Annotated in this window: 24 protein-coding genes and 1 tRNA gene; 9 read left to right on the forward strand and 16 right to left on the reverse strand. The window is 35.8% G+C overall.

The annotated features are described in order from the left end of the window. Positions 1-22: 22 nt before the first annotated feature. From JFU18_RS09065 to JFU18_RS09085, 5 genes are all read right to left on the reverse strand, one after another. A complete protein-coding gene (locus JFU18_RS09065) occupies positions 23-820 on the reverse strand; it encodes a DUF4047 domain-containing protein (protein ID WP_201034881.1) in 798 nt (265 codons plus the stop codon). A gap of 161 nt (positions 821-981) precedes the next feature. After that, positions 982-1,569 carry a CalY family protein gene (locus JFU18_RS09070; RefSeq protein ID WP_085309863.1) on the reverse strand — a complete coding sequence of 196 codons (588 nt, stop codon included), beginning with the start codon at positions 1,567-1,569 and terminating at the stop codon, positions 982-984. A gap of 63 nt (positions 1,570-1,632) precedes the next feature. Further along, positions 1,633-2,202 carry a signal peptidase I SipW gene (gene sipW / locus JFU18_RS09075; RefSeq protein ID WP_105584185.1) on the reverse strand — a complete coding sequence of 190 codons (570 nt, stop codon included), beginning with the start codon at positions 2,200-2,202 and terminating at the stop codon, positions 1,633-1,635. Positions 2,203-2,398: 196 nt separating this feature from the next. Then, a complete protein-coding gene (locus JFU18_RS09080) occupies positions 2,399-3,685 on the reverse strand; it encodes a D-alanyl-D-alanine carboxypeptidase family protein (RefSeq protein ID WP_201034880.1) in 1,287 nt (428 codons plus the stop codon). Positions 3,686-3,839: 154 nt separating this feature from the next. Continuing rightward, on the reverse strand, positions 3,840-4,067 hold the full coding sequence (locus tag JFU18_RS09085; RefSeq protein ID WP_085309857.1) for a hypothetical protein: 228 nt from the start codon (positions 4,065-4,067) through the stop codon (positions 3,840-3,842). Positions 4,068-4,350: 283 nt separating this feature from the next. On the opposite strand from JFU18_RS09085, the gene JFU18_RS09090 reads away from it, so the two are divergent. After that, positions 4,351-4,575 (forward strand): hypothetical protein, encoded by a 225-nt coding sequence (locus JFU18_RS09090; protein ID WP_002188839.1) that lies wholly within the window; start codon positions 4,351-4,353, stop codon positions 4,573-4,575. A gap of 172 nt (positions 4,576-4,747) precedes the next feature. Next, positions 4,748-4,820, forward strand: a tRNA-Val gene (locus tag JFU18_RS09095). A gap of 635 nt (positions 4,821-5,455) precedes the next feature. Here the strand turns inward: JFU18_RS09095 and JFU18_RS09100 are convergent. From JFU18_RS09100 to JFU18_RS09130, 7 genes are all read right to left on the reverse strand, one after another. Then, entirely contained in the window at positions 5,456-6,697 is a 1,242-nt protein-coding gene (locus JFU18_RS09100; RefSeq protein WP_201032702.1) for an ABC transporter permease, read from the reverse strand. Then, positions 6,690-7,589 (reverse strand): ABC transporter ATP-binding protein, encoded by a 900-nt coding sequence (locus JFU18_RS09105; RefSeq protein ID WP_201032701.1) that lies wholly within the window; start codon positions 7,587-7,589, stop codon positions 6,690-6,692. Before JFU18_RS09105 ends, JFU18_RS09100 begins: the two co-directional genes overlap by 8 nt. Positions 7,590-7,621: 32 nt before the next feature. Next, positions 7,622-7,780, reverse strand: a complete 159-nt coding sequence (locus JFU18_RS09110; protein ID WP_043313409.1) for an SDR family oxidoreductase — start codon at positions 7,778-7,780, stop codon at positions 7,622-7,624. 253 nt (positions 7,781-8,033) lie between these two features. After that, positions 8,034-8,396, reverse strand: coding sequence for a hypothetical protein (locus JFU18_RS09115; protein ID WP_201032700.1), 363 nt, complete (start codon positions 8,394-8,396; stop codon positions 8,034-8,036). 136 nt (positions 8,397-8,532) lie between these two features. After that, on the reverse strand, positions 8,533-8,715 hold the full coding sequence (locus tag JFU18_RS09120) for a DUF3976 domain-containing protein (RefSeq protein ID WP_002011459.1): 183 nt from the start codon (positions 8,713-8,715) through the stop codon (positions 8,533-8,535). Between the two features lie 28 nt (positions 8,716-8,743). Next, on the reverse strand, positions 8,744-9,121 hold the full coding sequence (locus tag JFU18_RS09125) for a permease (protein WP_201032699.1): 378 nt from the start codon (positions 9,119-9,121) through the stop codon (positions 8,744-8,746). After that, a complete protein-coding gene (locus JFU18_RS09130; RefSeq protein ID WP_002188807.1) occupies positions 9,118-9,333 on the reverse strand; it encodes a helix-turn-helix transcriptional regulator in 216 nt (71 codons plus the stop codon). Before JFU18_RS09130 ends, JFU18_RS09125 begins: the two co-directional genes overlap by 4 nt. 826 nt (positions 9,334-10,159) lie before the next feature. On the opposite strand from JFU18_RS09130, the gene odhA reads away from it, so the two are divergent. The 6 genes from odhA (at position 10,160) to JFU18_RS09160 (ending at position 20,672) form a co-directional block, all read left to right on the forward strand. Further along, the gene (gene odhA / locus JFU18_RS09135; RefSeq protein WP_201034879.1) at positions 10,160-13,027 is read left to right on the forward strand and encodes a 2-oxoglutarate dehydrogenase E1 component; all 2,868 of its coding nucleotides are present in this window, start codon (positions 10,160-10,162) and stop codon (positions 13,025-13,027) included. Positions 13,028-13,156: 129 nt separating this feature from the next. Beyond that, positions 13,157-14,413 carry a 2-oxoglutarate dehydrogenase complex dihydrolipoyllysine-residue succinyltransferase gene (odhB, locus tag JFU18_RS09140; RefSeq protein WP_002168867.1) on the forward strand — a complete coding sequence of 419 codons (1,257 nt, stop codon included), beginning with the start codon at positions 13,157-13,159 and terminating at the stop codon, positions 14,411-14,413. A 125-nt stretch (positions 14,414-14,538) separates the two neighbouring features. Then, positions 14,539-16,458, forward strand: a complete 1,920-nt coding sequence (locus tag JFU18_RS09145) for a putative thiazole-containing bacteriocin maturation protein (RefSeq protein ID WP_085309821.1) — start codon at positions 14,539-14,541, stop codon at positions 16,456-16,458. Further along, positions 16,455-18,404, forward strand: coding sequence for a TOMM precursor leader peptide-binding protein (locus tag JFU18_RS09150; protein ID WP_201034878.1), 1,950 nt, complete (start codon positions 16,455-16,457; stop codon positions 18,402-18,404). The genes JFU18_RS09145 and JFU18_RS09150 overlap by 4 nt, the downstream gene beginning before the upstream one ends. 22 nt (positions 18,405-18,426) lie before the next feature. Further along, complete coding sequence (locus tag JFU18_RS09155) at positions 18,427-19,989, forward strand: SagB family peptide dehydrogenase (protein ID WP_201050300.1); 1,563 nt, start codon at positions 18,427-18,429, stop codon at positions 19,987-19,989. A gap of 92 nt (positions 19,990-20,081) precedes the next feature. Then, positions 20,082-20,672, forward strand: a complete 591-nt coding sequence (locus JFU18_RS09160) for a class I SAM-dependent methyltransferase (RefSeq protein WP_201034876.1) — start codon at positions 20,082-20,084, stop codon at positions 20,670-20,672. 32 nt (positions 20,673-20,704) lie between these two features. On the opposite strand, the gene JFU18_RS09165 is transcribed toward JFU18_RS09160, so the two are convergent. Together JFU18_RS09165 and JFU18_RS09170 are read right to left on the reverse strand one after the other, a co-directional pair. Beyond that, the gene (locus JFU18_RS09165) at positions 20,705-21,115 is read right to left on the reverse strand and encodes a DUF3908 family protein (protein ID WP_002030461.1); all 411 of its coding nucleotides are present in this window, start codon (positions 21,113-21,115) and stop codon (positions 20,705-20,707) included. 158 nt (positions 21,116-21,273) lie between these two features. Continuing rightward, positions 21,274-22,608, reverse strand: coding sequence for a CoA-disulfide reductase (locus tag JFU18_RS09170; protein ID WP_201034875.1), 1,335 nt, complete (start codon positions 22,606-22,608; stop codon positions 21,274-21,276). 199 nt (positions 22,609-22,807) lie between these two features. On the opposite strand from JFU18_RS09170, the gene JFU18_RS09175 reads away from it, so the two are divergent. Continuing rightward, on the forward strand, positions 22,808-23,230 hold the full coding sequence (locus tag JFU18_RS09175) for a hypothetical protein (RefSeq protein WP_201034874.1): 423 nt from the start codon (positions 22,808-22,810) through the stop codon (positions 23,228-23,230). A gap of 43 nt (positions 23,231-23,273) precedes the next feature. Here JFU18_RS09175 and JFU18_RS09180 read toward each other — a convergent pair whose 3' ends face one another. Next, positions 23,274-24,509, reverse strand: coding sequence for a TcaA 3rd/4th domain-containing protein (locus JFU18_RS09180; RefSeq protein ID WP_149190269.1), 1,236 nt, complete (start codon positions 24,507-24,509; stop codon positions 23,274-23,276). A gap of 19 nt (positions 24,510-24,528) precedes the next feature. Continuing rightward, positions 24,529-25,311: a zinc ribbon domain-containing protein gene (locus JFU18_RS09185; protein WP_149190268.1), complete on the reverse strand. Its 783-nt coding sequence runs from the start codon at positions 25,309-25,311 to the stop codon at positions 24,529-24,531. Positions 25,312-25,440 lie beyond the last annotated feature (129 nt).

A 25,440-nucleotide genomic window follows, 5' to 3' on the forward strand; every position in this document is an offset into this window, starting at 1 on the left:
TGCTGTATTTTACTTACTATTCCTATTTCTTCTGTTCTTCTTGTTTCTTACTTTCTTCTAGCTTTTTTGCTTCTTCCTGTTTCTTACTTTCTTCTAGCTTTTTTGCTTCTTCTTGTTTCTTACTCTCTTCTAGCTTTTTTGCTTCTTCTTGTTTCTTACTCTCTTCTAGCTTTTTCGCCTCTTCTTGCTTCTTACTCTCTTCTAACTTTTTCGCCTCTTCTTGTTTCTTGCTCTCTTCTAATTTCTTTTGCTTCTCAGCCTCACTCACTTGCTTTGCTGTTTCATCTACTAATAATTTCTCAAAAGCTTGAATTTGTTTATCAATCACCTGTAATTTAACCTCTTTATCAACATACTCACAGTTTTCTTTAACTATATGAAAACCAGCATTCACATACGAGAATACTTGCTTATTAGATTCACTTTCATTTTCCTTTAACTCTTCTTTCGCTTTGTTATACGGACTTTCTATTGATTCATATACTTTTTGTAATAACTCTCTCTCAGCAGCTATTTTCTCACGCCCTTGCTTCCACGTAACAAGCACCTGTTCTAACTCTTGAGTGGAAGTGAAAGTTAATTTCGATTTCATCTCTTCATACTCATGCAAAATAACTTCCTTATGTTGCTTAGCTTGCTTTGTTAACTGATCAACTGTTTTTGGAAAAATACTTGCTGTAGAAATAGTAGCCTGCACTTTCGTCTCATGAATGAAAGCTGCCTCTGTATAAGTCATCATTTGAGAACCTAAATAAAAAGTAATAGAGCACAAACATGGCAATATAAGCATCTTTTTGAATTTGCGAGGTGCCTTCAGCATTTTAATCTCTCCTATCGAACAACTTGTTCTTTATCAAGAACTATACCTTTATTATAATAAAGTGAATTACAAAATGATATAAAAATTATGTTTCTTTTTACATTTCTCTTTTAACACAAAAAGAGACTACCACTTTTGATAGTCTCTTTTTGTTGTCATTATTATTTCGTTTCACCATCGCCTTGCTGTGCATCAAACGTCCAAGTTAATTGTAACTTATCGCCTTGGAATTCATTTTGATCTTTTTTATTATCAACGAATTCAAATTTCACTTTGAATTTATCAGATTTACCTGCAGAAATACCTTTTTCATCCCAGAACCAAGCAGCTAAATCATTATTTACTGCTGTAAGTGTATCACCCTTCAATTTATTTAATGTAGTTTCTTTCACAATCGTCTCATGCTTATCTACATTTTTTAAGAATGTTACTTTAATATGTTGACCAAAATCTTCTTTATTATCTTTCTTCGTATCTTCTACATTATAGTCTGTTTTTAATAGAACCTTTTTAATATTTAAAGAGCCTTTATTTTCTAGTTTAAATTCTTTTTCAATTGTATCACCAGGTTTTAAATTCGATACATTAACAACTGTTGATGGATTTAATGATAAATCAAGCGTACCAGCCGCAAATGTATTATTTGACACTTCTTTATCGCTAAAGAATGCAAATGTTCCTCCACCAACTAATGCTGCTCCTAGTACTGCTGATGCGATACCCATCCCTAATTTTTTCTTTAAAGTCATGTCCAAATCCCCCATAATATATATATTTGTTAATTTCCTCGTAGGAAATAATAACTAAGATAACTAGACGGATTGTTCTACTTTTTTATCTTTCTTTTCTCCGTCGATGCTACGAATAGCGCCAAAAATAGAAATCGCGGAATAGCCAAGTAAAAAGACTCCTGGAATAATAAGAAGTAATGCTGCTCCCGCTTTTGAACTCGCATAATTCAGTCCATAACCAACGTATGGAACTGTAATATCTGCATACTTTCCGATTACATTCTCTGCAAGTACTGGTGCTAAATCTGGTCCGTTGTTGTTATCCCCTTTTGTTTCATACATTACTTTTCCATTTGTATCTTTCACACCGATAATACGGTGAGTGACAATTTTTTCATCTTTCTCTTTAAACGTAATAACATCACCTTTTTGATATTTAGAACCATCTTTCGTTGGCTCTATCGCAATGATTGACCCTGTCAAAAATGTTGGTTCCATCGATCCTGAAAGAACGCTCTTAAATTGATATCCCATCACTGTTGGATCCCCGCCACTCGCTTTTGAAGAAATAACTACAAAAGCTAAACAAACCATTACCGCAAATAAAACAAATGAGATAACGTTGCTAATCACCTTCCAAATTAATTTCATCGTCTCTCTCCCTCTCCGTTGTTTTATGTTATTTGAAGTATACAATATTCATTTAGTTCTCTAACGAGAACACAAGTAAATAATATAACGAACGATTTGGAAATGCAATAAGAAAATTTACAATTATTAGTTAAATCATTTTTGAAATGCATACAAAAAAGACCGTGACAAAATCTCATCACGGTCTACTAGCAATTTATTTTTCTTCTGATTTCATCCCTTGGTTATTTCGGCGCAGCACTACATATAAAATCGCTCCAAATAATAAAATCGCACCTATTCCAACACTTATCACTTTCACATTCGATTCCTTTACTTCAGGTGCAACTGTATCTTTTTTAGGCACCGCAAACGTAACATCTTCTTTTGAAAGAACATTTATAGTCGCAATCGTTTGATTATTTTTTATAATATCTACCGCACCAACTACTTCACCGCGATGAATTCCTTTTTGGTACAAAGCTTCTTTATCCACTGAATTAACCCGAAAAGCCATTTTTATATTTTTCCCTTCATCTTTCTTTAGCATAAGCTCTGCACTTTTTTCCAGCTCAGAGTCAACATCTTTATTTAAATACTTTGCCTTTTGGTGCCAACTATGTTTATCTAGTACAGTTTGCTTCGTAAATTGCCCAAAAGAATATTCCGCCATCTGCTTCAAATCTTCATAAATTTCAGGTCTTTGAGAAGCCATTACTACATTTATAATACGATTTCCATCCTTCTCATTTAATAAAACGAGCGTATTGCGTGCTTCATTCGTAAATCCTGTCTTACCACCCATGCTATATGGATTTTCAAAATAAGTAGACTTATTAAAAATAGAAACTGTTTGCGTAGATGTCGTAACCGTCGTTCTTTTCGTATTCATCGCTTGTAAAATTTCAGGATACTTTTGCACACCTCTCGTAATCATGGCCATATCATATGGCGTCGTATAATGATTTGGATCATGCAATCCATTTGGCGTTACAAAATGACTATCTTTAGCCCCTAATTGCTTCGCCCTTTCATTCATCATATTGGCGAAGTTTTCAACACTTCCTCCAATACGCTCCGCAATCGCATACGATACATCATTCGCACTCAGCACCATTAAAATCATAAGTGCAGTATTTCTATTAATAGTCTCACCAGGGTGAAACTCAATTTGATAATTACTCTTCTCTTGATCTAATGCTAATTGTGAAAACGTAAATTGATCCTCTGGCTTCGTATGCTCCATCAGTAAAATCGCCGTTAACACTTTCGTCATACTAGCAGGGAACGCACGATGATGTGCATTTTTGTCGTACAACATATCTCCTGTTTTCGCATCAATCGTAGTCGCAAACTGACTAAAAACATTCGGCCCTTCCGCAGGTGGAGGTGCCACTTGCTCCGGATTTACTCCAATATTCGTCTCAGCATATAACGTCATAGGTGTCAAAAAAAATAAACAAATAACCATAACAAAAACCGAAATTTTCTTAAAATTTACCATATGACTCTCCCTTTTCCCTTTACTTTCACATTCTATAAAATACCTCTACCAACCTATATGTAATTTGTATTAATTTGGAAGAATATTCACTTTTTTTACTATATCACACTTTTACGATTAGGAACATAAATATACAACAAAAAATAAGAAGGAATTACTCTTTCTTATCCTTCTCATCAATCAACGAATCTATTAACTTTTGCCCAGCTTCTTCGGGCGTAATCTCGTCCGTCATACCCATAAACGACCAACCTTTAGAATCGACCCACTCAACGAACTCTTGTAAAAACTCATCATGCGTCACATCCACATCAAGAATCGAACCATCAATCGAAATCGTTCTATTTCTAGACACATGCATCTTAAACGTTTTTCTTACCATTACAATTATTCTCCCTCTACTCTTGAATATTTATAAATATCTTGTACTTCTTTTATACATGATTTCTTGAAAATTGTAAAAAGGATATATTGGCCAATTTGCATATTAAAAATGAAAATCTCTTATTATATAACCCTCACACTACATTCATTTAGTCATAAATTACGGAATACATCCATATAAAAAAACAAACCAACTTATATTCTATCACACTAAATACACTTGACTTTAGTACAATCAAATGGAATATATTAGAAAACACCTTAAAATGAGGAGGAACTCCATGGCGCGTTGTACATATTGTAAAACGAAGTGGAAAGTAAAAGATGTATGGTCGATACTCGTAACATTTGAAAAAGATTGTCCGTATTGTTTCGGAAGGCAATATCTATCAAAGAAAACATTGAACGCTATGCCAGAACTTATAAGCTTACCTTTACACTTCTTATTCCCTTTTCTTGTTGACTTAAGCGATGAAGGTCCTTTGGATTGGTATCGGAAATCATAACAAGTCATCATCTTCTACGTATTAAAAATAAAAACATACATTATAATATAAATTCTAAAATAAACCTTTTTTCCATTACACATCTAATATAAAATATTGTAAAATTTCAGTTAATTATATATAATTGCTTTAGCAGATTTATTAAAGATGCTATTAGATAAGCATTTTTGAAGATCCCGTAGCTCAGCAGGGAGAGCGCCACCTTGACAGGGTGGAGGTCGTCGGTTCGAGGCCAGTCGGGATCATATGAGAACCCCTTGATAGTCACGGGGCTTTCTTTATGTAGCAAATCAATATATTATTTTTATAATAATTTTTTATATACTGTTCAAGATTTGATCAATATCTCCCTTTTGGTTAACGATTAATTTTTCATATGAAAATAAACTTATGATTTTAAATCTCTTATTAGATTTGAGTCAATATTTTAGACAAAAAAGCTCAATCTAAGCTAGCTTTATTTTATTTGATTTACTGCTATTTGTAATATCGTTCACCGTGATATAGCAAAGTGCGATTCTAAACTTGTAATAATCAACATGTCTTCAAAAAGCAATAAATATATCCACTTCTTTCAACTTATATTTCGATTGAAACATTGCGTAAGATTCTGTGAAACTTCCAGTTCATCAATCGCTAATATTATATTTATACCATTTCCCCTACTTCTTTTCCTCAATTTTTGAGAAAGATATAAATTATATCACCCATAGCTCTGCGTTGTTCACCAGAACTCAATTCTTCACTCTCTTCTTGGGAGCTTTTTAAAGTTTTCTTTAAAAAATAGCCTAATACAATAATTTATATATAAAAATTATTGTAACAACAAAAAACTACATAGATTAACTATGTAGTCTTTTTAAATATGAATAAGCCAATCTTATTTTTTCCCTAACTTGATTGCCTTTTTTATATTACTGAATGCACCTTTACCATATAATAATACGCCACCGCGGTAAACACGACTCGTTAAACCAATCATCATACATATTGTTGCTAATAGAATCGCTAATGCAAGCGCAATCTCCCATACTGGGATATTGAGGAATCCAATTCGTACGAGCATAACAATAGGAGTAAAGAAAGGTATATAGCTAGTAATGGTAACAACCGTGCTGCTTGGATTTGACATTCCATAAAGTGCGATATACAAAGCAGCAATTAACATAAATGTCAGCGGCATAACAGCTTGAGAAGATTCCTCTATACGACTAATAACAGAGCCGAGTAGACAAGATAATGAGCCATATAATAAGAATCCTAATGTGAAGAATAGAATCCCATAAAACACTAGAGTAGGAGCAACAGAATTTAAATCAATACTATTTAAAACATCATTTTTCGATTCATTAATTGCTGTTTTATACCCTACAGTTGCGACCAAGCCCCAAATTATTATTTGTGTAATACCTGCCAATAATGTTGAGAAGAGCTTCGCATATAAATGTTTTGTAGGCGAAATACTTGAAACAACTAACTCCATGACACGAGAAGATTTTTCTGTTGCAACATCTGTAGCTAATTGTGCAGCATACATTAATATCATTACATAATTTAGCATGATAAAGGTATTAATTAAAATTCCTACACCCTCTGTATGTTCTCCATCTTTAACCTTATCTGAAACAGTTTTGGTTTGTATTTCTACTGGCGTTGTTAACACCTTTAATTCATCTTGTGATAGATTTAATTGCTGCGCGAAATTAGAAGATTGTATTTGAGATAAAATCGTTTGAACCTTACTAACATCTTGCTGATTTGTATCTGTCTCAGTTATATACGTAGCCTTTAGTTGCTTATTATCCAATTCCTCTACAACGATTGCATATGTATAATCACCATCTTTAACACCTGATTCTGCTTTTTGTTTATCCGTACTATGTTTAACATGTATCTTACTATCGACATTTTTAAACACTTGTTGAATTTTTGTATATAATTCTTCTTTTTCTGTAACAACGACAACTTGCTCTTCCTCGTTACCTACAAAATAGTTATAAATTTTTTCAAAATTCATCATTCCTATAATTAACATAGAAATCATGATTGTAATAACAATATATGATGTAGCTTTTACCTTAGATTTATAGTTTTGTAAAAAAATCGTCCAGAAACTATTCATGCTGTGCACCTACTTTCTCAATAAAGATGTCATTTAATGTAGGCTCTTCTACTGCAAACTTTTTAACATACCCTAACTTCGTTATTTCTTTAAATAAAATATGCGAAACTTCTTCATATGAAATTTTAAGAGTAACTGCATTCTTACGTTTCTTCATACTTTCTACACCTTTTATTTCTTTCAAATGGTCAAAGTCATGATCGCCAACGATTACAACATTCTTTTTACCAAAATCACTTTTAATTTTTGCAATGTCTCCCTGAACAACAGGTACTCCTTTGTGCATGATACAAATGTGTTGACATAACTCTTCCACATGTTCCATACGATGTGAACTAAAAAGAATGGACGACCCTTGTTTTTGCATATCAAGAACGGCTTCTTTTAACATTTCAACATTTACTGGGTCTAAACCACTAAATGGTTCATCTAAAATTAAGAGTTCAGGCTTATGTATAATCGCTGTTATCAGCTGAATTTTTTGCTGATTCCCTTTTGAAAGTTCTCCTACTTTTTTGTTCAGATTCTCAGTTATATTAAAACGCTCCAGCCAATAGTGAAGTTCTTTTTCTGCATCTTTACTTTTCATGTTCTTTAGTTTTGCAAAAAAGTTAACTTGTTCTTTGACAGTCATTTTCGCATAAAGCCCACGTTCTTCGGGTAAATACCCAATCTTATCCGTTACATCATAATTTATAGGCTTACCATTCCATGAAATGGTTCCGCTTGATTTCGATAAAAGGCCAAGTATCATTCGAAATGTAGTCGTTTTACCTGCTCCATTCCCGCCCAAGAATCCAAATATTTCACCTTTTGGTATCTCGATATTCAAATTATTCACTGCAACATGCTCGTCAAATTTCTTTGTTAAATCTTTAATTAGTAAACTCATTATCCACACCCTTAATTCCCAAGATGATTTATTTATACAATTGTATATCCATAGTCAACAACAATATTTTGCCCTCTGATGGCATCACTTTTATCAGACATTGAAAATAAGATGACGTTTGTAACATCTGAACTTCTAACAATTTCCCTATATGGTATTTTTTTCAACAACTTATTTCCTTCAAAAATCATTCATTACCAACAAATGTTATATTTTTCATTATAAGGTTAGCATAAGATTTAGAATAACCAATATGCAATTTTGCATATTTTAATATTTTTATAAGGTATTTCTTTGAAAAAATTTTCGTTATGTACTTTAAAACAACTTATAGGCACATTTAAGCTGCTCAATAGATAAATCATTCGTTTCTATTTTTTCAAACGTTCCTGCTTTCCATCTCATAACGTCACTACTCTCTATTAAAAATTTGTTTCTTCATTATTATAGTACTTGCTTTAACATCGGCCTTACTACTCTACATTTTTCACTCTTAGGTTCTTTTACGAGTATAGGCGGCCTTTCATCCTCTTCTTCTAAAATCATTTCAAATACTTCTGTTTTTTCTTGTAATATGTTGGATTCACTATCTTTAGTAGGCTGTTTGCTCGTTTCAATTTTCTTTGTTACTTCACCAAGTCTTTGTCCGATTTCTTCTGCTTTGGCAGGTTCATTCGTAACGTAGTATTCCTGGCCCTCCCATACTAACATAGGTGGCACTTGTTCTCGTTTGTTACATATTATATAAGTAATACTAGCTATAAGTAGTAGACATGTTAATAAGAAGAAGATAGTTTTTTTGTTCATATACTATTCTCCTTATCTATCATTTTATTGGATTATATAATAGGAAATATAGTCACTAAATAGTTTTTATGGTATTTTTTAGTATTAATTTCAAATAGAAAAACCTTACTATAAAGTAAGGTTCCGTTTTTAAATTCTATAATGTTTTATTAATTAGAACGATCATTACGATAATCGCTATAAACATAACAACTAAACAGCCGATCATTTTATAAAATCCTCGTTTCGTTAACGTTCCGCCTTGAACGTCTTTACGAATAAATAAGAATACCGCTAAAAATAATACAAGCCCCATGCCAAAAGCATACATCATTTGCATATGTTAATCTTCCTTTCTCTTTTACATCTTAATATCTTTTCGATAAAACAACAAACGATATAAAAACTGTACTCATCGTAAGTGCCATTAATATATTCAATAGTTCAACCGAAGATAGCGTAATTACTTTTAAGTTTAAGCCAATAGAGAAAAGAAGATAGTATGCCGTTAGTGCAAAAAAGCTGAAGAACATTCCTTTATAACGAATAAGTTTCATTCGCTCATCTTTTTCTTTAAATTGCGGGTGCAAGTAGCTTAGGCAAAAACACATGATCATCATTGCAAGTACTGTATAGGTTGGAATTGGCGGTGCAGAATGAGTCATTATACCTGCTAATATCATAGTTCCGCTCATAATTAAAAAGATAATCCCCATAATTACAAAGTACTTTTGTGAATAATTCATCCTTTTTCCCCCTCTTCTTTTCCTTCATAAATAAATACATGTTCTATCGTTGTCTGAAATGTTTTTGCTATTTCAAATGCTAATGGAAGTGATGGATCGTATTTTCCTTTTTCAATTGAAATGATGGTTTGTCTGGAAACCCCAAGTTTCTCAGCCAATTTTTCTTGAGATAGTCCAAGTTTTTTTCGGTATTCGACCATTTTATTTTCCAAGGAAATTTCTCCCTCCTCCCTTATACCGAGTATATATGTAAAGGAAACTTTACGTCAAGTTTCCTTTACATTCATTTCGCTTATTTTTCATTCTATTTATATAGAAGAAACTTTTTCAAATTCAGCACGTCTATTTTGAAATGAAACATGGAACAATGTATATAGCCGTTACTATATCTCCTCTCCGTTTTTATGAAAATTTAATATCTCCATATTTGTTTTATCCTTTTAAAATGTTTCATTCTGCTCTTTATCGGGTGAAATGCGCTATTGTTTTTACGTTGTTTTTCGCCATATTTATAGAAACTAACGGTTTATGAAGCATTTTTTATGTATAGCCACTTTTTTTGTAGAAATCCTTCATTTTCCTTTCGATATTTAACACTATCGAGATAAAGTTTATGGTAAATTCATAATTTTTTATTTTTTATACTATATTCCGTTATATTGTTGTATAATATCAATGAAAGCGCTTATTATTCCAATATACATAATTCGAACTAAATTTTATCGAAACATTCTGATAGTTATACTTATATTTAAATGCAACAATTATAGGTATTAATGTAGGTATACCAAATATATCCACCCCGTTTTCCCGTGAAATTACTTTATAACATGAAAGATTAACTTGGGTGATAAGTTATTGTGAATGTTTTTTTACAAAACAGATAAGTAATAGTGTTTGGTATTATGTAAATTATTGTAATAACATAAGAGTAAAGAAAAACATTTACATTGATTATTGGTTCATCAATTATTGAAAAGAGCAAAATGCACCTTTTTGTATGGAAAAAGGATTATATGCATTGGGAGGTTTAAACAAATGACGAGGAAGAATACAACGACAAACCCTTGGGCCAAGTTCCATGGTCCGAACCTTGGTTATGTTATTGAACAGTATGATCTTTACGTAACTGGAGCAGGTTCTGTTGATCCGGAATTACAAGAGCTTTTTGAAATTTTTGGAGCTCCTTCGTTTCAAGATGATGTCGTAACAGGGGACAACACAGCAACACATTTTTCTCCTCAAAACTCAGGGAACATTGAAAAGATTCTTAAAGTCGTTCAACTTGTTGAACAGATTCGTTCTTTCGGGCATACATTGGCTCACATTAATCCGATGGAAGATGCTGCAAACGGACAATCTCTTATCGAGAAAACAATGAACGAACTGAGCGATGCTGACTTGAAAGCGATTCCAGCAAAAACAGTATGGCAAGATGCACCAGAGGGTATTCACACTGCACTTGATGTAATTCATAGATTAAAAGACGTTTATACAAAATCTTTAGCTTATGAATTCTCACATATACAAGATAGTGAAGAACGCGCGTGGTTGCATCAAATGGTGGAATCAAATTCATTGCGTCAACCATTATCAAATAAAAAACGAACTGCTCTTTTAAAACGTTTAACTGCTGTTGAAGGTTTCGAGCAATTCTTGCATAAAACATTCGTTGGTCAAAAACGTTTCTCAATAGAGGGCGTTGATATGCTTGTACCTGTACTAGATGAAATTGTTTCAGAAGGTGCTAAAGGCGGCGTTGAAGATGTCATGATTGGTATGGCTCACCGTGGTCGTCTAAGCGTACTCGCTCACGTATTAGAAAAGCCATATAATCACATGTTTGCAGAATTCAAACATGCAAAAATAGAAGGTGCAGTGGCAAATGCTGGCTGGACTGGCGACGTGAAATACCATTTAGGTAGAGAACAAGTCGTTGGTAATGAAGAGGTTAGCACTCGTGTTACATTAGCTAATAATCCGAGTCATCTTGAGTTCGTTAACCCTGTTGTTGAAGGTTTCGCACGCGCAGCTCAAGAGAATCGTAAAAAATCTGGTCTTCCAGAACAAGATACTACAAAATCATTCGTAATTTTAGTTCATGGTGATGCTGCATTCCCTGGTCAAGGTGTTGTGTCTGAGACACTCAACTTAAGTAGATTGAATGCATACCAAACTGGCGGAACTATTCATGTTATCGCAAATAATGCAGTCGGCTTTACGACTGATAGCTATGATTCTCGTTCTACTAAATATTCAAGCGACCTTGCAAAAGGTTTCGATATTCCGATTGTTCACGTGAATGCTGATGATCCGGAAGCTTGTCTTGCTGCTGCAAACCTTGCGATCCAATATCGTACGCTGTTCAAAAAGGACTTCTTAATCGATTTAATCGGTTACCGCCGATATGGTCATAACGAAATGGATGATCCAGCAGTTACGCAACCACAAGTGTACAAAAAAATTAAAAATCACCCAACTGTAAGAGCAATTTATGCAGATCAATTACAATCTGCTGGCGTTCTGAATGCAGATGAGGTTGAAACAATTACTCAGTTTATACAAGAAGAATTAAAGGCTGAATACGCACAAGTGCCACCAGCTGATACAAGTGCTGCAACAATTCACGTTAAAGTTCCAGAAGTTGTTGCAAAAGGAATTCAACCGATTGACACTGGTGTTTCAATTGAATCACTTCGTGCAATTAATGAAGGACTATTATCTTGGCCTGAAGGCTTTAACGTATATCCAAAAGTGAAGAAAATTCTTGAGCGCCGTAAAGATGCTCTTGAAGAGAACGGTAAAATTGAATGGGCACTTGCTGAATCGTTAGCATTCGCTTCTATTTTGCAAGAAGGTACGCCAATTCGTTTAACTGGTCAAGATTCACAGCGTGGTACATTCGCGCACCGTCATATCGTATTACACGATACTGATACAAACGAAACATATTCACCATTACACCGTTTACCGAACATTAACGCATCATTCTCTGTTCATAACAGTCCGTTATCAGAAGCTGCTGTTGTTGGTTACGAATATGGTTACAACGTATTTTCTCCAGAAACTCTTGTGATGTGGGAAGCTCAATACGGTGACTTCTCAAATACTGCGCAAGCATTATTTGATCAATATGTTTCAGCAGGAAGAGCAAAATGGGGTCAAAAATCTGGTTTAGTTCTTCTATTACCACACGGTTATGAAGGTCAAGGGCCAGAACACTCTAGTGCACGTCCAGAGCGTTTCTTACAATTAGCTGCTGAGAACAACTGGACAGTTGCAAACTTAACGAGCGCGGCACAATACTTCCATATTTTACGTCGTCAAGCATCTATCTTAGGAACAGAAGCTGTTCGACCGTTAGTGCTTATGACACCAAAGAGTTTATTACGTCATCCACTTACGCTTTCAACTGCTAGTCAGTTAAGCGAAGGACGTTTCCAACCTGCTTTAGAACAAGAAAACCTTGGTGCGAAACCAAACAAAGTAAAACGTCTTGTTTTAAGTACAGGTAAAATGGCAATTGACTTAGCAGCAGAAATCGAAAGTGGTAAGCATGAGTACAGCCTAGATGAAGTTCATATGGTTCGTATCGAGCAGTTGTACCCATTCCCTGCTGAAAAAGTTCAATCTATTATTAAACGCTTTAAAAACTTAGAAGAAATCATTTGGGTTCAAGAAGAACCTCGTAATATGGGCGCATGGCATTACATGGCTCCAATTCTATTCGAACTAGCTGGGGATAAAGTGAAAACAGGTTACATTGGACGCCCGGATCGTTCTAGCCCATCTGGTGGCGATCCATTCGCTCACAAAGCTGAGCAAGAATTAATCGTTGCACACGCTTTAGATGTGAAGTACAACTTCCGTCAAGATAAACAAGAAATTGAAGTTTTCAGCAACTGAAAGTAACAATGAGTTTTTCAGGCTTGGCTGTGGCAGATAGTCTGCCACAGCCAGGCTAACAAATGGAGATTACCGAAGATTAAAGAAGATAAAACACACCGTTAGGCAAATAAGGGGAGGACATTTAAAATGATCGAAATTAAAGTACCTGAGCTTGCAGAATCTATTTCAGAAGGAACTATTTCACAATGGCTTATCAACGTAGGCGACAAAGTTGAGAAAGGTGGCAGCGTTGTTGAGCTTGAGACTGACAAAGTCAATGTAGAAATCATTGCAGAGGATTCAGGTATTGTATCGAAGTTACTAGGCGAACCTGGAGATACAGTTGAAGTTGGCGCTACTATCGCAATTTTAGATGCAAACGGCGCAGCGGTTGAAGTAAGCACACCAGCTCCGGCTAATGAGCAACCAAAACAAGAAACTACTGAAGCACCGAAAGCAGCAGCTCCAAGTGCTGAACAAAATAAAGCGTTGCAAGGTTTACCAAATACAAATCGTCCTATCGCATCACCAGCTGCTCGCAAAATGGCTCGTGAATTAGGAATCGATTTAAACGAAGTACGTAGCACAGATCCACTTGGACGTGTGAGACCACATGACGTACAAGCTCACGCTGCAGCGCCAAAAGAAGCACCAGCTGCTCCAAAACAAAGTCCGGCTCCAGTTGCAAAAACTGAATTTGAAAAACCAGTTGAGCGTGTGAAAATGTCCCGCCGCCGTCAAACAATTGCAAAACGTCTTGTAGAAGTTCAACAAACATCTGCAATGTTAACTACATTTAACGAAGTTGATATGAGTGCAATCATGGAATTACGTAAAGAACGCAAAGATGCTTTCGAGAAAAAACATGATGTACGTCTTGGCTTTATGTCATTCTTCACAAAAGCAGTTGTTGCAGCATTAAAACAGTTCCCATTATTAAATGCTGAAATTCAAGGCGATGAGCTTATCATTAAAAAATTCTATGATATCGGTATTGCAGTAGCAGCTCCAGATGGATTAGTTGTTCCAGTTGTACGCGATGCTAACCAATTGAACTTCGCTGAAATTGAAAGCGAGATTCGTAATTTAGGTCTGAAAGCACGCGATAATAAACTTTCATTAAAAGAGCTACAAGGTGGTACATTTACAATTACAAATGGTGGTGTGTTCGGTTCTCTAATGTCGACACCAATCCTAAATAGTCCACAAGTAGGTATTCTAGGGATGCATAAAATCCAAGTACGTCCAGTTGCAATTGATGCAGAGCGTATGGAAAACCGTCCAATGATGTACCTTGCACTATCTTACGATCACCGTATTGTTGATGGTAAAGAAGCAGTTAGCTTCCTTGTTGCTGTTAAAGATATGCTTGAAGATCCAAAATCATTATTATTAGAAGGTTGATAGATTATTACTCTATTAAAGGCTGTAGAATGAATCATTCTACAGCCTTTTTTCATTATGTTCATATGGGACAAATCACACTACATAGACTAATAATGTATGCCTAAAACGTAAGGGGGATAAACATGAATAACCTTCCAGTTCATGCAAAACTTAAAGCAAATAAGGATACTTTCTTCCTCCCCGATTCAAACGGGGGTGTTTACTTTCGAAATAACTCCAGTTCATTCCGTATGGATGGTGATGGAATTTATGACTGGATTGAGAAATTAATGCCTATGTTTAACGGTAATCATTCTTTGACAGAAATAACCGATGGTCTCCCTCTCCCCTATCAAAATCGTGTATTTGAAATTGGAGAGATTTTATATGAAAATGGTTTCATTCGTGATGTAAGCCAAGATGCTCCCCACGAATTAAACAGTGCATTACTCGACAGATATGCTTCGCAAATTGAGTTTTTAGAAGCTGATTCCCATTCAGGCGCTTTAAAATTCGAAACGTACCGCGCAGCAAATGTGCTTATAATTGGTTCTGGCGATATGCTTACTTCCCTAGTTTCTTCTTTATTAGAATCTGGTTTACCTACATTCCATTATCTTGTTACAGATCGTGCTGAAACAAACTACGATCGAATTCATGAACTAAGCGAACGTGCAAATGCAAATGATGACAATGTACTTATTCAAGAAATAGATATTACAATTGATCGCCCTTTACATGAAGTATTCGAGCCTTTCGACTGGATTTTATATGTTTCCCAAAATGGAGATATTGAAAGTTTAAGAGCAATCCATACTATTTGTAGAGAGTTTAAGAAAAATTTCATACCAGCTATTTGCTTATCAAGAATTGGTTTAGCTGGACCCGTCGTAACCGCAGACCGTGAAGAATGCTGGGAATCAGCTTGGCATCGTCTACACGAAACTACTTTACAAAGTGAAAATCCACCTGAATCTTTCTCACCAATTGCATCTGCAATGTTAGCAAATGTTATCGTTTTTGAGTTATTTAAACATGTCGCTGAAGGTTCACATAGGCAGCATAATCCTCAATTCTTTTTATTAAACTTGGAAACACTTGAAGGAAAGTGGCACCCTTTCATAAAACATCTTCTCGCAACCGATGAAATCTTTACAATTGATACGGTGCAAAATCTTCAAGAAAACCTTGCCCATCGTTCCGGACAATATACTTCAACTGAACTTTTTCGTTTTTTTGATACGTTAACTTCTAAAGAAGCTGGCATATTCCACATGTGGGATGAACAAGATTTACACCAATTGCCTTTATCACAGTGCAATATTCAAGTTGCAAATCCATTATCAGACGGACCTACCTCTCCCCTTCCTACTATAACTTGCGGTGGATTAACTCATAATGAAGCACGTCGCGAAGCTGGCTTAACAGGAGTTGAAACATATGTAGCTGAAATGATTCATCGTCTTATCCCCGAACATACTGATATCGGTATTGGTGCTGGGGAAACGATGACAGAAGGTGTATACCGAGCACTCCAAAAACATTTAAATAATAAGTTATATGAACGCCAATCACATATGCTAGAAGAGATTACAGAGCTTTATTTAACCGAAATTCATGATAAACATTGTAGGTTTTACTACGATGCTCTCTCTACAATTCATGAAATACCTAAAGTAGGAATGAGTGAGGGGTTACTTGGTTTTCCTGTCGTTTGGATCGGTATTAATGATAGATGGTATGGTGCGGCAAATATTAATATAACACTCGCATTAAGAAATGCTCTGCAACAAGCACTCCTTCATATTCAAAATGAAGAGATTCCTTATAAAGCTAATATGTTACCGGAATCATCCATTGTTTTATATAGTACGGATCCTGTTAGAGTAGCAATACAAGAAGAGGAAGAAATTCCAGGCGTACAGTCTTTACAAGTTGCTTTGCAAAATTTAACGGAAAACAACTTGTATCCATTCGTTTTTGATTTAGCTATTGAGTCATTTTTAAGAGACAACTTAGACGGTGTATATGGGGTATTAATTGCAAAGGAGGATGACCAATGACTCAAAACATACTACTTATAGGAGATGGCCTACTCACAGACTATGTACATGAGCAATTGTGTAAGCAATATTCACTCATCCGCCAGCATACAATTACAGAAGCTCTCCCTGAAAACATTCATCTTGCTCTCGTTTTACATGACGGGTCTCCTTCTTCCGTACATCATGATGCTGAGCTTATCTTTCGCTCAAATAATATTCCGTGGCTTCGCGCGTTTACTTCGTTTGGTGAAGGTATTATCGGTCCTTACGTGAAGCCTCTTACAACTGGATGTTCCCACTGCGCTGATGGACGCCGGTTTATAGCTGGCTTTGATCAAAAAGAAATGTGGGAACTACAACGAAAATATGCATTAAAAGCAGAGAACGTGACGAGGCGTGATGTACGCGCCACCCAAAATGGAATGTTACAAATGTGCCAGCTCATTCATGCCGAAACAGAGAAAATATTAGCTCATGGATATTCTTCTTTAGAAAACGAACTCATTTTACTGGACTTACAAACGTTACAATGTACCCGGAATTCGTTTCTTCCAGACCCTCTCTGTCCGGTATGCAGCAATTTGCCTGACGATACAGCAGATGCAGCGCAAATTTCTTTACAACCAAGTTTGAAAACGAGTACTGAAACGTATCGCTGTCGTTCCATTCATGAGCTAAACACATTTTTAACGAGAGACTATTTAGATTACCGGACTGGTATTTTAAACGGCCAAATGCAACATTCTTTATTACCGTTTGCTGATGTCATTATAAACATGCCGTTACTGTTTGGAAATGAAGGTGTCGCGGGCCGGACTCATTCATTTTCACTTAGTGAAGCAACCGCTATTTTAGAAGGATTAGAACGCTATTGCGGTATGTCGCCTCGTGGAAAAAAAACAAATGTACATGGCAGTTTTCGTGAGCTAGAAGATATTGCACTGAATCCCCTCACACTTGGTGTACATACAAATGGACACTATAATCGTGATACCTTTCCGTTTAAACCGTTTGATCCTGATTATGAGCAAAACTGGGTATGGGGATATTCTTTATTACAAAGCAGGCCCCTTCTAGTTCCAGAATCAATCGCTTATTATAGCCTTGGTCATAGAGATGCTTTCGTGTATGAAACATCAAATGGATGTGCAATTGGTGGTAGTTTAGAAGAAGCAATTTTTCACGGCATTTTAGAAATTGTAGAGCGTGACGCCTTTTTGCTCACTTGGTATGCCGAGTTACCTCTTCCCCGTCTCGATCTTAGTTCAGCCAATGATACTGAATTGCAACTAATGTTGGAACGCTTACGCACAATTACTGGATATGAATTATACGTTTTCAACGCAACGATGGAACATGGTATTCCGAGCATATGGGTCATTGCGAAAAATACAAGGCAAGATGGTATGAATCTCGTCTGTGCTGGCGGCGCACATATGGAACCAATTCGAGCTGTAAAAAATGCAATTCATGAAATAGCGGGCATGTTACTTATAACAGATGAAGAGCTTGAACAAAAAAGAGAGAAATATGAAAACTGTTTACAAGATCCATATCTTGTTTCGCAAATGGAAGACCATAGTATGCTGTACGGATTGAAAGAAGCTGAAGAGCGTCTTCACTTCCTTTTACGTGAAGATGCTCCAGTGCAAACGTTCCAAGAAATGAATGCATTACAATCATTTGATATGGATTTAACATCTGATCTTCATCAACTTTTAAACAGATTACATCAATCTGGACTTGAAGTAATTGTTGTAGATCAAACGGTCCCCCTTATAGAAAAGAACGGCTTACATTGTGTAAAAGTAATTATTCCAGGCATGTTACCGATGACGTTCGGTCACCATCTCACTCGGGTTACAGGACTGGATAGAGTGTATACCGTACCGATGACACTTGGATATTGGGCTGAGCCTTTAACGAATGAAAGTTTAAATCCACATCCGCATCCGTTTCCATAATTCATAGTGAGGGGGAAATTTGATGCAACCTGATACTTTTTTACATCATCTCCATTTTTCTATTAATGAAATTATGTCGTCCGATAAAGAGATTGACTGGGAAGACGCACCACTTCCTTATAAATTATATCGAAATTTACCAGTAATCCCTCTCTCTTTAGAAATCCCATTAACTTTGCGGAATTCTTCTACTAAACCTAACTTAGAGGAAATCGGTCATTATCTTTGGTACTCATTTGGTTTAACACAATTATGTCAGCCTACTACTAACCTAGAAAATAATAAAACAACAACTCTATTTCGAAGATTCATCCCTTCTGGGGGTGCTTTATATCCGAATGAATTATATATGTATTTAAAAATTGATCATTATCCAGACGGCATTTACCATTACGACGCCGCACATCACCGTCTTATCTTACTTCGCGAAGGAAATTTCGATTCTTATCTTACAGAAGCACTCGGCAATCGTTGTAACATACATTCTTGTTTTGGTGCTGCATTTGTATCCACTATGTTTTGGAAAAACTTCTTTAAATACAATAACTTTTCGTATCGTCTTCAAGGATTAGATAGCGGTGTTCTCATCGGTCAATTACTTGAATGCGCAAAACAATTTGGTTATACAAATGGTGTATATTTTCAGTTTCTAGATCGGGCAATGAATCATTTACTTGGACTGTCAGAAGGTGAAGAAAGTGTGTATGCTGTTATTCCTTTAAGTACAGAACCGAATACAGATTGGTTTCATGATGATCATCGTAAAAATAAAACCGTTACTTCTCATGACTTGTTGCAGCAAATCCCGCCGTTAACACATGAGCATTTCGTTCGTTCAAAACATGTAGATGACTATCCGATGATAAAAAAAATAAACGCGTCATCTATGATTGAATCAACAGAACACTTCCAAACATTTACCAGTGAAGAACGACAACAATATAGTGCACACGCTATGCAGCTACCTAAAGTGGCACGTTTATCATATGATTTTTTACAACTTTGTAAAAAACGATATTCACCTGATTCTGACTTCATTTTAACGAAATGGGATGCAGCCGAGCTCGCTACTTTACTACAAGAAGCGAGCCTCTCCTTCCCTTATTACAACGACCTTGATGGCAAATATTTAAATGAAAACGCACGAGTCTCACTATATGGATGTTTTTATAACGTAAAAGACATAGAAAACGGCGCTTACGCTTATAACAGTAGGACACATTCCATACAGCCAATTCGGTACGGAGACCTTCGTTATTCTCTGCAATCCAGTATGACGATGGATAACGTAAACCTTTTTCAAGTACCACTTTGTCTACATGTAATCGGAAATAAAGATTACTATAAAAATAAATTAGGTTATAGAGGATATCGCATTCATCAAATGGAAGCTGGCATGCTCGTTCATAAACTCGTTTTTGCAGCGACTGCGATGGGGATGGGCGGGCATCCGTTACTAAGTTTTGATACAAATTCATGCGATCAATTGTACGGGATTGATGCCGGAAATGAAACTTCACTCATTCAAATTCCTGTTGGGGCTTACAGGGCGCGAAATTGGCTAAAAGGGTCCTTGCATAATTAGAAGCACGCCGATTAATGGCGTGCTTTTTTTAAAGGAGTTAAATTATTAAAAGCGAAATAAATACATATTCTTATATAAAAGGAGAGTTTGAATTGAGTATTTTACAAAGATTAATCGAGCAAGCGAAAAATCCTCGCGGGACAATTGGTTCCTCTATGCTTTGCATTATGAATGCTGCGCATACGAGACTAACAAATTGGGCTTTACAAAAAATACATATACGTGAAAATGCAGTTATTTTAGATATTGGTTGTGGAGGTGGTAAAACCATACAGACTCTTTCAAAACGAACTCCGCTTGGGAAAATATACGGGATCGACTACTCCAATCAAGCTGTTGAAAACTCAAAGAAAGCAAATATGAAGGATGTCAAAGCAGCGAAAGTAATTATTCATCAAGCAAGCGTCTCCTCTATTCCATATCATCCGGACTTCTTTGATCTCATTACCGCTTTTCAAACCCACTACTTTTGGCCTGATGTTGAGAATGATATGAAAGAAGTATTTCGCGTCTTAAAACCGAATGGATCCGTTTTACTAGTCGCTGAAACTTTCAAAATCCAATATCATATGGATAAATTTAAGACGACCGAAGAATTAGTAAACCTTTTTTATGAGACGGGATTTACAAGCGTGAAATGTTACGAAGAAAGAGGGTGCCTTTATTTAATAGGAAATAAGTAAAAAAGCAGACCATTAGGGGTCTGCCTTTTTTACTAGATTACTTTAAAAATACTCTTAATTTGTCTTGCAAATAACCAGTTTTTCGTACCGTAGTTATCATTTAGACTATCTAAATTAATAGCTTTCCCGTTAGAAAACTTAAGTTCTAACGTTGTATTTTTGTCATTTGTTTTTAAGTTGCTATTTGTAATGTCATCATACTTTAATTTTTCAATCTCAATATACTCTTCCTTCTCTTCTCCGATAACGACGTGATCTTGGAAGAAGAAGAATACTTCTACTTTCTTACCGAAACAAAATACGTTTTTCGTATAAATTAATGTCGCGTTATCAAGTCCGACACATACTTCTTTCATCTCTTCAACAACGTTTCCTAAATCTTCTTCGTTTCTTGCATTTGATTCAGCAATCCATTCTTCGATTGTATTCATGTTAATTGCCATACTGTGCCCCCTGGTTCGTTCATTGCTTTATTAAAAAATAAATACTATATGACAATATAAGCGATACGTACTATGTTTTCAAGGGTGAACGGTATATTCAAAATAAAGTGAAACTTTATTTATTCCCCTTTCACAAAAAAATAGCACTTAAAAAAGTGCTATTCCGCTCTCCTTGCTGCTTGTTGAATTGGATCCCAAACGCTGTTATATGGTGGTGCGTAACTTAAGTCGACATCTTCTAAATCGTGAATACTCATTTTATTGAAAAGTGCCATTGCGATAACATCAATACGTTTATCTACACCTTCTTCTCCAATTACTTGTCCGCCTAACAATTGTTTCGTATCGGCGTAATATAGTAATTTCAAGTGAAGTGGCGAAGCACTCGGGTAATAGCCCGCCATATTTGTTGAATCTACTTTGACCGTCTTATACGGGATGTTTAGCCCTTTCGCTTCTTTTTCATTTAAGCCTGTTCTTGCGAGCGTCAGGTTCATAAATTTAATAATGCCTGTACCTAACGTACCTTTAAATGCTCTTCGTTTATCAACCATATTGAGTCCGGCAAGTCGCCCTTGTTTATTCGCAGTCGTTCCGAGCGGGATATGATCATGAGTTTCCTTTATAACATGGTAATGCGTTGCACAATCACCAGCAGCGTATACGTCTTTCACATTTGTTTGCATATAAGCATTTACTTCAATTGCACCTTTATGAGTTTTACGTATATTTGTCCCTTCAAGAAAATCAGTATTTGGCTGTACACCGACAGATACTAAAACGAGATCTGTTTTATACGTACCTTTATCTGTTTCAATTTGTTCCACTCTTTCTTTTCCTTTAAATGCTTTCACATTTTCATTCGTTAAAATTTCAATATTGTGTTTATCTGCTTCTTTATGTATATATTCAGCCATATCTGCATCATAAATCGTACCGATATGATCATTTCGCTCAATCATTCTTACTTTCTTACCAAGTTCGACGAATGTTTCTGCCATCTCTAGACCGATTGCACCGCCGCCAATAATGGTTACATCTTCAACTTTATTCGTTTCTAGCGTTTTTAATATGCGCTCAGCATCCGGAATTGTTTTTAAAAGATGAACGCCTTGCAAATCTCGCCCTTCCCATTCCGGCATAACAGGACGCACTCCAGTCGCAATTAATAAACGGTCATACGGAAATTCAAAAACATCTTTCGTCTCCGTATGCTCTGCGTACACCATTTTCTTTTCCGTATCTACTTTCGTTACTTCATGACGTACTTTCGCATCAATTCCATATTTATCACGAAACGTCTTTACATCGCGTGCAATTAACTTTTCAGTAGAAGCAATAACACCACTAATCACATACGGTAATCCGCACTGAGCGTATGAATAGATTTCACCTTTTTCTAACGTTACAATATTTGCCGTTTCATCGTTTCTAACAATTTGCATTGCTGCACTCATACCTGCTGCATCTCCGCCAATAATGACATAGTTCACTTTACCACTCCTTCTTTTTTACATACTCTTTACGATTTCCATATTTTATAGAAATAACACCTACTTCCATTGTAAAGAAATAGAATTCTATCTACAAATTTGGTGCACAAACCTATGCATGAATAGGTATCCGTCGTGTCCTATAAACAAGAAGTTTAATATGCTATAACAGTAACTATTGAAAGTAGGTGAAACATACATGTGCGCCGGCCTTCTCGCTCAAACTCCAGAGGAACCGCAAGAACCGAAAGCCGCCATGCCACTTGATCAAGAATTTTCTATTAACGTAACATTATACAGCGCTCGTGCTTGGTTATCTAATGATGAGACTTTCGCACAAACGATTTGGAAAGGCTCTCGCTTCGCTTCAGCATCACACGCTGGCAAGTCCATCTTACCAATCGGTACTGTTAAAATTGTAAACTTATCTGATGATACAATAACAGTTACTGCATCATCAGAAAAAGATGATACTCTCAAAATAGTCGTACCCCCTCGTTCTGAAGGTGTTTTAACATCTAGTGCATTATCTGATGTGCAAGCAAGTACATCAGGAGGAGCAAGCAAAGTCACATTCCTCTTTCATATCTTTTTCTCAAGGGATCCTGGTACAGCTAAATAACCATAGAAAAGGTACAGCTATGCACTGTACCTTTTTCACGTGTTTATTCTCTTGATTTGATCAATTCAACATTATAAGTTTCAATATCTGTTAGCTTTCCTGTAAAATACGGATTTTCTCTATACCAAGACTGTTTTGAAAAATACGCTTGCATATCTTTCGTTTGAAACATATGTCCATGTCTTGCGTATATTTCGTTTCTTGCTATTTTCAATTGTTCTTTCGATAAATATGTTAAGTCCGTACTCTTTAATTTTCGAATATCACTATCAGGGAAGATGAAACCATTATATACATACCCAGTCGTAGGCGGTGGAGTAACATTGTAAACAACTGTTTTTTCTACACTTTTCTTTTGAAATGGAAGATTATAAGCCGAAAGTGCCGTTACCGTTTCTACCTTTGTCGTTTCCCTTCCGTTTTCTCCATTTCGTTCTAAATAAATCGCCGCACTTCCATCAGTTGCTACTGGTCCCCACGTAATTTCTTCTCCAGTCAACGCAGTAACTGGCTTTTGATTCACGTATAATGTCGCACCAGATTCATTCGTTTGAACTGTAATATATTGCCCTTGCAACGTTAAATCTACCGTTACATTATTTTGACTTTGTTTCATAAGTACAACCTTTTCCTCACGTGATAGTTTTACATAGTCATTTTTATATTCAGATTGAAATACTTGAGTTCCAGGAAGAAACGGTCCATATTGCTTCTCAAACTTTTTGTCATTTGTCTTATCAATTTCTTTTCCGTTCAATTTTAAAGATGTACCTTTTTCATTTGTAAGCAGAGTCGTATAATACGTCTTTGCTTTCAATTTATACCAATCAAATAAAAAGAAATGTTTCCCATCTTTCGTTAAAGAAAAATCTGCTCTTTCTATTCCATCCCCTTGTTTTTCACCTTGCCTCAAATATTCTTTCAATTCATTCACATAAGATGGATTTTCTTTTATATATGAAAATAGAGGCGTTAAACTCTCTCTCGTTACAATAACGGCTGGATCATCTGCCGTGATGATCTCAGCTATTTTCTCCCCGTCCCTCTCTTGTAAAATAGTAATCATTCGGTCTACTTGTGCCGTCTGCTTATAATACGATGATCCATACAAATACAATCCAACAATTACTATAACAAGTAATGTTAAGAGTGTAATGCCAACTTTTGTACCGCCGCTCATTTTCTTCTTTACTACAAGACTTTCCCTCTTCATCCCGCAGTTTTGGCAAAATTGCACTCCATCTTCATACTGAGCTCCGCATTTTGTACATACATTCATCCATTCAACCACCTTTTCGTTAGAAGCCTGTTAATCCCCCGATAAAGGTTTGGATTATCGTTTTAATGTAAGACCAAAACACGATAAACGTTGCAATTCCGATTAAAACATTTGCGATAATAAGTGTGTAAACAGGATCTACTCCGCCGTTGTCTAGTTTTAATATAGCTACAATTATACTAATTCCCATATACGTTGTAGCCAGCCCTAATAAGATTGGTAAAAAAAAGATCAATAGGAAACTAAATAGAAAAGAAAGAACTAGTATAGCAATAGCTGGCGTCGCTATCGTCCCCCATATACCGAATGCTTCAAGAAAAGAAAAAGATGATTTCATCATCTTACCACTTACAAAAATAATAAATCCGACAAATAAAGTTAAAATTAATAAAAAGAAAAAGACCATTACAGATTCTCCGAAGAAAGTAGGAGTAGCTATATCTGGCACTAATGTCCTCGTAACAGTCGCCGCTGCGCTCATCATTCTATAAAAAATACATGCTCCTAAAAAACAAATAAGTACAAGGCTTGTAATTCCATTTCGCACTTCAATATTTCCACTTTCCATAATGGCCGATGGTGATTTAAAAGCATTTTTAAAGAACTGAAAATAGCCACTTGCAAATTGTTTCGCCTGCTCTACCGTTTCATTCGGACGAGTTTCCTTTACTCTTGCCGGGCGCGATAGCTGCCCTTCTTCCTGCCCACCACTCGCTACCACTTCTTCCGTTAACGAATGTCCACAATTCCCGCAAAATCTTGCTTCCGCTGCATTTTCAGTATTACATGCCGGACATTTCATTCTCTCATCCCTCCTTAAGCATATACCTTATAGGGTGTTACAAATTCAATATATGACTTTGTACATAAAACATGACTACAAGAAAAAGAATATGAAATCCTTCTTTTAAACGAAACTATGTGTGCTAGT

The organism is Bacillus sp. TH22 (assembly GCF_016651015.1).
GTDB classification, from domain to species: Bacteria; Bacillota; Bacilli; order Bacillales; family Bacillaceae_G; genus Bacillus_A; species Bacillus_A mycoides.